Source organism: Pseudomonas flavocrustae (assembly GCF_029872515.1).
GTDB classification, from domain to species: domain Bacteria; phylum Pseudomonadota; class Gammaproteobacteria; order Pseudomonadales; family Pseudomonadaceae; genus Chryseomonas; species Chryseomonas aestiva.
Genome location: NZ_JAPDIQ010000001.1, coordinates 280,284 through 292,330, shown reverse-complemented (window position 1 = coordinate 292,330; position 12,047 = coordinate 280,284). Strand labels below are relative to the sequence as shown.

Below are 12,047 nucleotides of genomic sequence, written 5' to 3'. Positions count from 1 at the left end.
TGCCTGGCCACACCAATAAAAACAAGGAGTTCCAGCTATGTTCCGTGTTCCGGGAGTTCGTTCTCTGCTGCGTGCCGCCCTCGCCGCCGGCGCTGTCAGCCTGTCCCTTTCCGCTTTCGCTGCCGATCCGGTCAAGATCGGTTTCCTGGTCAAGCAACCCGAGGAACCCTGGTTCCAGACCGAGTGGGCCTTCGCCGAGAAAGCCGCCAAGGACAAGGGCTTCACCCTGCTCAAGATCGCCGTGCCGGATGGCGAGAAGACCCTCGCCGCCATCGACAGCCTGGCCGCCAACGGCGCCAAGGGCTTCGTGATCTGCCCGCCCGACGTCTCCCTCGGCCCGGCCATCGTGGCCAAGGCCAAGCTCAACGACCTCAAGGTCATGGCCGTGGACGACCGCTTCGTCGACGCCAAGGGCAAATTCATGGAAGACGTGCCCTACCTGGGCATGGCCGCCTTCGAGGTCGGTCAGCAGCAGGGCGCCGCCATGGCCGCCGAAGCCGAGAAGCGTGGCTGGAAGTGGGACGACACCTATGCGGTGATCAACACCTACAACGAGCTGGATACCGGCAAGAAGCGCACCGACGGTTCGGTGGAAGCCCTGAAGAAGGCCGGCCTGCCCGCCGACCACATCATCTTCGCGCCGCAGAAGACCCTGGACGTGCCCGGCAGCATGGACTCCACCACCTCCGCGCTGGTCAAGCTGCCTTCGGGCGCCAAGCACCTGATCATCGGCGGCATGAACGACAACACCGTGCTGGGCGGCGTCCGCGCCACCGAAAGCGCCGGCTTCAAGGCCGAGCAGGTGATCGGCATCGGCATCAACGGCACCGATGCCATCGGCGAACTGAAGAAAGCCAACAGCGGCTTCTTCGGCTCCATGCTGCCCAGCCCCCACGAAGAGGGCTACCAGACCGCCAGCATGATGTACGAGTGGGTGACTACCGGTAAGGAACCGCCCAAGTACACCGCGATGGACAAGGTCACCCTCATCACCCGCGCCAATTTCCAGCAAGAGCTGGAAAAGATCGGCCTCTGGAAGTGATGACCCCGGCGGCGCCGGTCCTGGCGCCGCCCTCCTCTTTCGTCTGACAGGAGTGCTTCATGGCAGCCCTGGAACACACCACCGCCCAGAGCGCCGACAGCCTCGGTTTCGTCGGCATCGGCAAGACCTTTCCCGGCGTCAAGGCGCTCGCCGACATCTCCTTCAACGTGCGTCCCGGCTCGGTGCACGCCCTCATGGGCGAGAACGGCGCCGGCAAGTCGACCCTGCTGAAGATCCTCAGCGGCTACCACGCCCCCACCACTGGCCACCTCAACATCGACGGCCAGGAACTGGTGTTCAAGAGCACCGCCGAAGCCATCCGCGCCGGCGTCGCCGTGATCCAGCAGGAACTGCAGCTGGTGCCGGAGATGACCGTCGCCGAAAATCTCTTTCTCGGGCACCTGCCGGCGCGCTACGGCATCGTCAATCGCGGCCACCTGCGCCGCCAGGCCCTGGACCTGCTCAAGGGTCTAGCCGAAGAGATCGACCCCAACACCAAGGTCGGGCGCCTGTCGCTCGGGCAGCGCCAGCTGGTCGAGATCGCCAAGGCGCTCTCCCGTGGCGCCCGCGTCATCGCCTTCGACGAGCCGACCAGCTCGCTGTCCGCCCGCGAGACCGATCGGCTGATGACCATCATCGCCCGGCTGCGCGACGAAGGCCGGGTGGTGCTCTATGTCTCCCACCGCATGGAAGAGGTCTTCCGCATCTGCGACGCGGTGACGGTGTTCAAGGACGGTCGCCACGTGCGCACCATCGAGCGTCTGGCCGACATCACCCCCGACCAGTTGATCACCCTGATGGTCGGCCGCGACCTCGCCGACATCTACGACTACCGCCCGCGCGAAATCGGCGGCGGCTGCCTCAAGGTCGAGGGCCTGCTCGGCCAGGGCCTGCAGCAGCCGGTGGGCTTCGAGGTCTGCCAGGGCGAGATTCTCGGCCTGTTCGGCCTGGTCGGTGCCGGTCGCACCGAGCTGCTGCGCCTACTGGCGGGCCTGGAAAAGCACAAGGCTGGCAGCCTGAGCCTCAAGGGCGCCCCGATCAGCCTCAGGTCGCCGCGTGACGCCATCGCCGCCGGCATCCTGCTCTGCCCGGAAGATCGCAAGAAGGAAGGCATCGTGCCGCTGGCCAGCGTGGCCGAGAACATCAACATCAGCGCCCGCGCCCATCACGCCAGTCTCGGCTGCCTGATCCAGGGGCGCTGGGAAAAGGCCAACGCCGAAAAGCAGATTCGCGCGCTGAACGTGAAGACGCCCCACGCCGGGCAGAAGATCAAGAACCTTTCCGGCGGCAACCAGCAGAAGGCCATCCTCGGTCGCTGGCTGTCGATGCCCATGCAGGTGCTCCTGCTCGACGAACCCACCCGCGGCATCGACGTGGGCGCCAAGTCGGAGATCTACGCCATCATCCATGACCTCGCCGCCCGCGGCATCGCCGTGGTGGTGGTGTCCAGCGACCTGATGGAAGTCATGGGCGTGGCCGATCGCATCCTGGTGATGAGCGAAGGCGCCATCACCGGCGAGGTGACCCGCGCCGAATTCAACGACGAGCGCCTGCTGCAGCTCGCCCTGCCCCGTACCCGGGCCTGATGAAAACAAGAAAAGAGGTTCAGTCCATGTCCGCCCAACCCCAAAGCCTGACCCCGCCGCGCCGCGGCTTCGACATGCGTCGCTTCCTCGACGACTGGGCCATGATGCTGGCCGCCGTCGTCATCTTCACCCTCTGCGCGCTGTTCGTGCAGAACTTCCTCTCGCCGCTGAACATGCGCGGTCTGGGCCTGGCGATCTCCACCGTGGGCATCGCCGCCTGCACCATGCTGTTCTGCCTGGCCTCCGGCCACTTCGACCTCTCGGTGGGTTCGGTCATCGCCTGTGCCGGGGTGGTCGCCGCAGTGGTGATGCGCGAACTCGACAGCGTCTTTCTCGGCGTCGCCGCCGCCCTGGCCATGGGCCTGGTGGTCGGCCTGATCAACGGCCTGGTGATCGCCAAGCTCAAGATCAACGCCTTGATCACGACCTTGGCGACCATGCAGATCGTGCGCGGCCTGGGCTACATCTTCTCCGACGGCAAGGCCGTGGGCGTCTCTCAGGAGCAGTTCTTCGTGTTCGGCAACGGCCAGCTGTTCGGTCTGCCGGTGCCCATCGTCATCACCCTGCTGTGCATCCTGTTCTTTGGCTGGCTGCTCAACTACACCACCTTCGGCCGCAACACCATGGCCATCGGCGGTAACGAGGAAGCCGCGCTGCTGGCCGGCGTCCACGTCGATCGCACCAAGATCATCATCTTCGCCATGCACGGGGTGATCGGCGCCCTGGCGGGCGTGGTGCTGGCCTCGCGCATGACCTCCGGCCAGCCGATGATCGGCCAGGGCTTCGAACTCACGGTGATCTCCGCCTGCGTGCTGGGCGGGGTTTCCCTGGCCGGCGGCATCGGCATGATCCGCCACGTGATCGCCGGCGTGCTGATCCTGGCGATCATCGAAAACGCCATGAACCTGAAGAACATCGACACCTTCTACCAGTACGTCATCCGCGGAACCATCCTGCTGCTGGCCGTGGTCATCGACCGCTTCAAGCAGCGCTAAACCCAGACTGTGCCCTCCCCCCGCGGCGCCACGGGCGCCGTGCCGGGGACCGCTTTGCCCGTGAAATGCCCGAGGACAAGACAATGACCACGCCCAAACGCCCGCTCCGCTCCGCCCAGTGGTTTGGCAGCAACGACAAGAACGGCTTCATGTACCGCAGCTGGATGAAGAATCAGGGCATCCCGGACCACGAATTCCAGGGCAAGCCCGTCATCGGCATCTGCAACACCTGGTCCGAGCTGACCCCCTGCAACGCCCACTTCCGCAAGATCGCCGAACACGTCAAGCGCGGCATCTATGAAGCCGGCGGCTTCCCGGTGGAATTCCCGGTGTTCTCCAACGGCGAATCCAACCTCAGACCCACCGCCATGCTGACCCGCAACCTGGCCAGCATGGACGTCGAAGAAGCCATTCGCGGCAATCCGGTGGACGCCGTGGTGCTGCTCACCGGCTGCGACAAGACCACGCCGGCGCTGCTGATGGGCGCCGCCAGCTGCGACGTGCCGGCCATCGTCGTCACCGGCGGCCCCATGCTCAACGGCAAGCACCACGGCCGCGACATCGGCGCCGGCACCATCGTCTGGCAGATGCACGAGGCCTACAAGGCCGGTGCCATCGACCTCAACGAATTCCTCTCCGCCGAAGCCGGGATGTCGCGTTCGGCCGGTACCTGCAACACCATGGGCACCGCCTCCACCATGGCCTGCATGGCCGAAGCCCTGGGCACCTCGCTGCCGCACAACGCCGCCATTCCGGCGGTGGATTCGCGGCGCTACGTGCTGGCGCACCTGTCCGGCATGCGCATCGTCGAGATGGTGGAAGAAGACCTGCGGCTATCGAAGATCCTCACCAAGGAAGCCTTCGAGAACGCCATTCGCGTCAACGCCGCCATCGGCGGTTCCACCAACGCGGTGATCCACCTCAAGGCCATCGCCGGCCGCATCGGCGTGGACCTGGAGCTGGACGACTGGACCCGGGTCGGCCGCGGCACCCCCACCATCGTCGACCTGCAGCCCTCCGGACGCTTCCTGATGGAAGAGTTCTACTATGCCGGCGGCCTGCCGGCGGTGATCCGCCGCATGGGCGAAGCCAAGCTGCTGCCCCACCCCGAGGCGCTGACCGCCAACGGCAAGAGCCTCTGGGCCAACTGCGCCGAGGCGCCCATCTACGGCGACGACGAGGTCATCCGCGCCCTGGACAACCCGCTGCGCGCCGACGGCGGCATCTGCGTGCTGCGCGGCAACCTGGCGCCCAAGGGCGCGGTGCTCAAGCCCTCGGCCGCGACCCCGGCACTCATGCAGCATCGCGGTCGCGCCGTGGTGTTCGAGAACCTGGAAGACTACAAGGCGCGCATCGTCGACCCGGACCTGGATATCGACGAGACCTGCGTGATGGTGCTGAAGAACTGCGGACCCAAGGGGTATCCGGGCATGGCCGAGGTGGGCAACATGGGCCTGCCGGCCAAGCTGCTGGCCAAGGGCATCACCGACATGGTGCGCATCTCCGACGCCCGCATGAGCGGCACCGCCTACGGCACCGTGGTCCTGCACGTGGCACCCGAGGCCTCGGCCGGTGGCCCTCTGGCAGTGGTCCGCGAAGGCGACATGATCGAACTGGACTGCGCTTCCGGGCGCCTGCACCTGGATATCCCCGACGAAGAACTGGCCGCGCGCCTGGCCGACTGGCAACCGCCGGCCGACCAGCTGCTGGCCGGCGGTTATCGCCGCCTCTACGTCAACCATGTGCTGCAGGCCGACGAAGGCTGCGACTTCGACTTCCTAGTCGGTTGCCGCGGCGCCGAGGTGCCTCGCCACTCCCATTGACCGGCTCTACCCCCTCTCCCACCGGGAGAGGGTCGGGGTGAGGGGCTGGCGCAGCCTCTCTTTCCGGAACTCGGGGCCCTCTGCCCCACTCTTGCACAACAACAAACCGAAAAGGTGGTCGAGATGAAACGCACGTTAGCCCTCACCGGACTTGGACTGTCACTCATGATCAGCACCCTTACCGCCCAGGCGGCCGGCCTCAGCAGCCAGCAGTCGAGCTTTGGCAAGCTGCCCGATGGCACCCCCATCGAGAAGTTCGTCCTGACCAACAGCCACGGCATGCAGGCCACCGTCATCACCTACGGCGGCGTGCTGCAGGCGCTCAAGGTGCCCGACCGCAAGGGCCACAGCGAAGACGTGGTCCTGGGCTTCGATGACGTCCAGGGTTATCTCGACAACCCCACCGTATTCTTTGGCGCCACCATCGGCCGCTTCGGCAACCGCATCGCCGAGGGCCGCTTCAGTCTTGACGGCAAGAGCTACCAGATCCCCCAGAACGACAAGACCAACGCCCTGCACGGCGGCCCCCAGGGCTTCAATACCAAGGTATGGAAGGCCGAGCCGGCCAAGGGTGACGGCTGGGTCGGCGTGACCCTGAGCTATGTCTCCCCCGATGGCGAGATGGGCTTTCCCGGCACCCTCACCACCCAGGTGACCTACCAGCTGGACGAGCACAACCAGCTGACCCTCAAGTACCGCGCCACCACCGACAAGCCGACGGTGCTCAACCTGACCAACCACAGCTACTTCAACCTGGCCGGCGCCGGCAGTGGCACCGTGCTCAAGCAGGTGGCGATGCTCAATGCCGACAAATACACGCCGGTGACCGCCAAGCTGATCCCCACCGGCGAATTGCCGCCCGTGGCCGGCACGCCGATGGACTTCCGCAAGCCGACCGCCATCGGCAAGCACATCGCCGACAAAAATCAGCAACTGAAGTACGCCGAACCCAAGCAGGGTGGCTATGACTTCAACTGGGTGCTCAACACCGCTGGCGATCTGCAGAAAGCCGCTGCCGTGGTGACCGACCCCGGCTCCGGTCGCACCCTGACCCTCTACACCACCGAACCGGGCGTGCAGTTCTATACCGGCAACTTCCTGGAAGGGAACATCAAGGGCAAGGCCGGCAAGACCTACGGCCACTGGGGCGCCTTCACCCTGGAAACCCAGCACTACCCGGACGCCCCCAACCAGCCGAACTTCCCCACCACCCGCCTGGATCCCGGCCAGACCTACACCCAGACGACGATCTTCAAGTTCGCCGGCAAGTAGGGCCTGCTCTGACTCAAGCAAAGGCCGCTCCCGGGAGCGGCCTTTGCTTTGGTGCTCCCCTCACCCCAACCCTCTCCCAGAGGGAGAGGGGGCAGGAGCGGAGCGCCTTTCGCCTCCGTGCTCCGTGTTCCGTGTTCCGTAGCGTGGAAAACGGCGCAGCCTTTTCCACTGTCCTGCCACTCCCCTTCCCACCCCCAATAAAAAACCCGGCGCCTCGCGACGCCGGGTTTCTTACCACCTCAAAGCACTAGGATCAGATCGCGGCCTTGGTGTTCTCGCCGTTCACCAGACGCTGGATACCCAGCGGATTGGCGTTCTGCAGGGCTTCCGGGAGGAAGGCATCCGGATAGTTCTGGTAGCACACCGGACGCAGGAAGCGATCGATGGCCAGGGTACCGACGGAGGTGCCGCGGGCATCGGAGGTCGCCGGATAGGGACCGCCATGGACCATGGCATCGCTGACTTCCACGCCGGTGGGATAGCCGTTGAGCAACAGGCGACCGGCTTTCTGCTCCAGCAGGCCGATGATAGCCTCGAAACGCTGCAGATCGGCCGGTTCCGCCAGCAAGGTGGCGGTCAGCTGGCCGTGCAGGCCTTGCAGCGCCTGGTGCAGCTGAGCTTCGTCAGCCACCTCCACCACCACCGTGGTGGGACCGAAGACTTCTTCCTGCAGCAGCTCGTCGTTTTCCAGCAGCAGGCTCACATCAGCCTTGAACAGCTGCGGACGCGCCTGATTGCCTTCCTGGCTGGCACCGGCCAGGTGCTGCACACCGGAATGGGCCAGCAGCGCCGCAACGCCCTTCTCGTAGCTCTTCAGGGTGCCCGGATTGAGCATGGTCTGGGGCGCCTGCTCGTTCATGGCACCGGCCAGGCGCTCGAGGAAGCTGCTGAACTCGGGCGAACGCACGCCGATGACCAGGCCCGGATTGGTGCAGAACTGGCCGCAGCCCAGGACCACGGAGGCCGCGAGTTCACCGGTGATGGCCTCGCCGCGGGCCTTGAGTGCCTCGGGCAGGATCACCACGGGGTTGATGCTGGACATCTCGGCGAACACCGGGATCGGCTGCGGACGGGCCGCGGCCATGTCGCACAGGGCGCGACCGCCGCGCAGCGAGCCGGTGAAGCCCACTGCCTGGATGGCCGGGTGCTTGACCAGCTGCTCGCCCACGCCACCGCCATAGATCATGTTGAACACGCCCTTGGGCATGCCGGTCTTCTCCGCGGCGCGCAGGATGGCATCGGCCACGTATTCGGCGGTGACCATGTGGCCGCTGTGGGCCTTGAACACCACCGGGCAACCGGCGGCCAGGGCCGCGGCGGTGTCGCCACCGGCAGTGGAGAAGGCCAGCGGGAAGTTGCTGGCACCGAACACGGCCACCGGACCCAGGCCGATGCGGTACTGACGCAGGTCAGGACGCGGCAGCGGCTTGCGCTCGGGCAGCGCGGTGTCGATGCGTGCACCGTGGAAGTCACCGCGGCGCAGCACCTTGGCGAACAGGCGCATCTGGCCGCTGGTACGGCCGCGCTCGCCCTGGATACGGCCAGCCGGCAGTGCGGTTTCCTGGCAGACCAGCTGGACGAAATCATCGCCCAGGCCGTCCAGTTCGTCGGCGATGGCATCGAGGAAGGCCGCGCGCTGCTCGGCGCTCAGCTTGCGGTACAGGGGCGCGGCCTGCTCGGCGGCACGGGCGGCGGCATCGACCTCGGCCGCGGACGCCTGGAAGAATTCGTAGGGCAGCTTTTCGCCAGTCGTGGCGTCGATGCTGTAGACCCGCACCTCGCCCTCGCCGCTGCGAGCGCCACCGATGTAGTTCTTGCCTTGGATCTGCATTGTTCTCGACTCCTTATACCTAGGGGTTCAGGGAAGACCACCCGACTGGGGTAGTCTTCGAAGGGGTGGCACGCTCAGTCTCAGAGCGGCCGGGCCAGCCTGTGCGATACCCACTCTAGCATTCGCATAGTCAGCAGTCATCATACAACTATCAGAGCGGCTGGACCTGCCCGGGCTGGAAGGCTGCCGTGCCGGCCTTGACGCCATTGCTCAGCGGCTCGCCGAATTCCGGCACCGCGATCTCGAATCTGTCGCCCGGCTCGACGCGCACACCGTCGGCGAAGGACAGCGTCGCCGTGCCGAAGAAATGCACATGGACATCGCCCGGCCGCAGGAACTGCGCATACTTGAAGTGGTGATACTCGAGGTTCTCCAGGCTGTGGCACATGTTGTCCTCGCCGGAGAGGAACTCCTTCTCCCAGATCACCTGCTCGCCGCGACGGATCCGGCTGGTGCCCGCCAGATGACGCGGCAGCTCACCGGTACGCAGCGCCGGACCGAAGCTGCAGTAGCGTAGTTTGGAATGGGCCAGATAGAGATAGTTCTTGCGTTCCATCACGTGGTCGGAGAATTCGTTGCCCACCGCATAACCCAGGCGATAGGGCATGCCGTCGTCGCCGATCACGTAGAGACCGGTCAGCTCGGGCTCTTCACCGGCGTCCTCGGCGAATTCCGGCAGCGGGATATCGGCACCGGGACGCACCAGGATGCCGCCGTCGCCCTTGTAGAACCATTCCGGCTGGGCACCCGCGCTACCCGCTGCAGGCCGACCGCCCTCCACGCCCCATTTGAACATGCGCATGGAGTCGGTCAGCTTGGCCTCCTCCTGGCTGTTCTGCTGGTGCATCTTGTCGCGGGTGGCGGCGCTGCCCAGGTGGGTCAGACCGGTCCCGGTGACCAGGCAGTGTGCGGGGTCCTCGTGGTCCAGCGGCGGCAACAGGCGGCCGCCATCGAGCAGCTCGGCATAGGCCGGTCCGGGCTCCAGGCCCAGGGTCTGCACCTGAGACTCCAGCGACACGCCAGCGCGGATGGCCTGCAGCGCCAGGGTCCGGGTGCTGGTCGCACCCCGGACCTGCTGGACTTCGCCGCGCTCGACCACGCCGACGCGGCGCTGGCCCTGTTGGTCTTCGAACTGAATCAGGTGCATGGCATTCTCCTTGTTGGTTATCGCCTGAAGGAGACTTTACTCGGCGCTACGGGGCCTGCCTAATGAGAGCTCCCTATCCCGCGATAACCAACGGTTATTCCCATGCTGCCATCCCTAGGCTCCATCGCCTCCCGTCTGCGCCTGCGGCAACTGCGCCTGCTGATCGCCCTCGACGAGGAAGGCTCGCTGCACAAGGCCGCCGAACGCATCGCCATCTCCCAGCCCGGGGCCACCAAGGCGCTGCACGAAATCGAGAGCACCCTGGGCGCCACCCTCTTCCTGCGCACCCACCAGGGCCTGCAGCCCAACGACCTGGGCCGCTGCGTGATTCGCTATGCGCGGCTGATCGAGAGCGACCTGGCCCATCTGCGCGAAGAGATGCTCGGCATTCTCCAGGGCGAAGGGGGCCGGCTGGCGGTAGGGGTGATCATGGGCGCCGTGCCCCGCCTGATCGCCGCGGTGTCGCGCCTGGGTGCGGCGCAACCCCAGCTGGGGATCGAGATCATCGAGGACACCAGTGTGCGTCTGCTCGACCTGCTCGACGCCGGCCGCATCGAAGTGGCCATCTGCCGCAGCAGCGTCAGCCGCCGGCCGGATGCCTATGACTGTCTGGAGGTGCGCGAAGAGCGGCTGGAGATCGTCTGCCATCCCCGCCATCCACTGGCGGAGTCGGAGACGCTGGGGCTGGCCGAACTGGTCGACAGTCGCTGGATCGTCTATCCGGCCAACCTGCCCATGCGCCTGACCCTGGAACGGGAATTTCGCGCCGCGGAACTGGAGTTTCCCCGCTATCCGGTGGAAACCTCCTCCACCTTCACCCTGCTCGGCCTGCTGCAGGAAGACGCCAATCAGGTGGCCATGCTGCCCAGCGACATCGCCCAGTTCGGCGAAAGACACGGCCTGCTGCGCCGCCTGCCGGTGGTCCAGCGCACCCGCAACGAGCCCTATTCCATTCTGGTGCGCCAGGGCGCGGGATTGTCGGCGGCCGCGCAGCTGCTGCTGGAGCAGTGGCGGCTGGAAGCGTGAAACATCTATCGCGGCCATGGCGGTCCGCCGATGCTGCCGCTCCTATAGATGAAAGCACTACGGCTTGTTGCGATTTCGCCGAGTCTGACGCGACTAAACGCCTACTCGGATAGCCCCCTCTCCCCTCGGGAGAGGGTTGGGGTGAGGGTTGTCCCCTTCAGCGCAGTCTCCAGTGGAAAGGCTACGCCGTTTTCCACGCTACGTACTGCTGCGGCCTGAAATGCATCGGCGGACCGCCATGGCCGCGATAAACCATCAAAAAAACCAACCTCAATACGTCGGCAACGTCACCCCGTGGAAGAGGGTCTCCAGCTCCTGTCGCGAGGGCGTCTGCATCGCTTCGGTGAGGACATCGCGGGTCAGGTGCGGCGCGAAGCGGCCGATGAAGTCGCACATGAAGCCACGCAGGAAGGTGCCGCGGCGCAGGCCGATCTTGGTCACGCTGGCCTCGAAGAGGTGGCTGGCGTCCAGGCAGACCAGGTCGGCATCGGCTTTGTGGTCCACCGCCATGTCGGCGACGATGCCCACGCCCAGGCCGAGGCGGACATAGGTCTTGATGACGTCGGCGTCCGCCGCGGTCAGCACCACATTGGGCTCCAGGCCCTGGCGGGCAAAGGCCTCGTCGAGTTTGGAGCGCCCGGTGAAACCGAAGACGTAGGTCACCAGCGGCTGTTCCGCCAGATGCTCCAGGGTCAGGTGCTCCACCTTGGCCAGGGGATGGCCCTGGGGCACGATGACGCAGCGGTTCCAGCGATAGCAGGGCATCATCACCAGGTCGTTGAAGCGCTCTAGACCCTCGGTGGCGATGGCGAAGTCGACGGTGCCGTCGGCGGCCATCTCGGCGATCTGGGTCGGCGAACCCTGGTGCATGTGCAGGGCCACGTCCGGATACTGCTTGATGAATTCGCTGATCACGTCCGGCAGCGCATAGCGCGCCTGGGTGTGGGTGGTAGCGATGGACAGGGTGCCCTTGCGCTCGTTGGAGAATTCCTGGGCGATCTGCTTGATGCTCTCGCACTTGCGCAGGATCTCGCCCGCGGTCTGGATGATCCGCTCGCCGGCCGGGGTCACCCGGGTCAGGTGCTTGCCACTGCGGGCAAAGACCTCGACGCCCAACTCGTCCTCGAGCAGGCGGATCTGCTTGCTGATGCCGGGCTGCGAGGTATAGAGACTCTGGGCCGTGGCGGATACGTTCAGATCGTGGTGGGCGACTTCCCAGATATATCTCAACTGTTGCAGCTTCATGCCGGCTCCTCGCTGACCCCGTGCGCAAGCATATAACAGTAATGCAGCCCTTAAGCTTTTTCTAGACCGAAATCGAATTA

The 12,047-nt window shown here is 65.7% G+C and carries 9 protein-coding genes; 6 read left to right on the top strand and 3 right to left on the bottom strand.

Annotated features, from left to right (window positions below; translation table 11 throughout):
- The first annotated feature begins 37 nt into the window (after window positions 1-37).
- From OMP44_RS01365 to OMP44_RS01345, 5 genes are all read left to right on the top strand, one after another.
- Window positions 38-1,042, top strand: coding sequence for a substrate-binding domain-containing protein (locus OMP44_RS01365; protein WP_133862726.1), 1,005 nt, complete (start codon window positions 38-40; stop codon window positions 1,040-1,042).
- A 59-nt stretch (window positions 1,043-1,101) separates the two neighbouring features.
- Window positions 1,102-2,628, top strand: coding sequence for an L-arabinose ABC transporter ATP-binding protein AraG (gene araG / locus OMP44_RS01360; RefSeq protein WP_133862725.1), 1,527 nt, complete (start codon window positions 1,102-1,104; stop codon window positions 2,626-2,628).
- Window positions 2,629-2,654: 26 nt separating this feature from the next.
- Window positions 2,655-3,623, top strand: coding sequence for an L-arabinose ABC transporter permease AraH (gene araH, locus OMP44_RS01355; RefSeq protein ID WP_280306067.1), 969 nt, complete (start codon window positions 2,655-2,657; stop codon window positions 3,621-3,623).
- Window positions 3,624-3,706: 83 nt separating this feature from the next.
- Complete coding sequence (locus OMP44_RS01350) at window positions 3,707-5,446, top strand: IlvD/Edd family dehydratase (RefSeq protein ID WP_158892690.1); 1,740 nt, start codon at window positions 3,707-3,709, stop codon at window positions 5,444-5,446.
- Between the two features lie 123 nt (window positions 5,447-5,569).
- Entirely contained in the window at window positions 5,570-6,718 is a 1,149-nt protein-coding gene (locus tag OMP44_RS01345; RefSeq protein ID WP_280306065.1) for an aldose epimerase family protein, read from the top strand.
- 253 nt (window positions 6,719-6,971) lie between these two features.
- On the opposite strand, the gene OMP44_RS01340 is transcribed toward OMP44_RS01345, so the two are convergent.
- Window positions 6,972-8,549, bottom strand: a complete 1,578-nt coding sequence (locus tag OMP44_RS01340; protein ID WP_273861386.1) for an aldehyde dehydrogenase (NADP(+)) — start codon at window positions 8,547-8,549, stop codon at window positions 6,972-6,974.
- Window positions 8,550-8,700: 151 nt separating this feature from the next.
- Entirely contained in the window at window positions 8,701-9,696 is a 996-nt protein-coding gene (gene araD1, locus OMP44_RS01335; protein ID WP_280306062.1) for an AraD1 family protein, read from the bottom strand.
- 102 nt (window positions 9,697-9,798) lie between these two features.
- Here araD1 and OMP44_RS01330 point away from each other — a divergent pair, with 102 nt between their 5' ends.
- Window positions 9,799-10,722 carry a LysR family transcriptional regulator gene (locus tag OMP44_RS01330; protein ID WP_187979999.1) on the top strand — a complete coding sequence of 308 codons (924 nt, stop codon included), beginning with the start codon at window positions 9,799-9,801 and terminating at the stop codon, window positions 10,720-10,722.
- A gap of 270 nt (window positions 10,723-10,992) precedes the next feature.
- Here OMP44_RS01330 and cysB read toward each other — a convergent pair whose 3' ends face one another.
- Entirely contained in the window at window positions 10,993-11,967 is a 975-nt protein-coding gene (gene cysB / locus OMP44_RS01325) for an HTH-type transcriptional regulator CysB (RefSeq protein WP_007160555.1), read from the bottom strand.
- Window positions 11,968-12,047 lie beyond the last annotated feature (80 nt).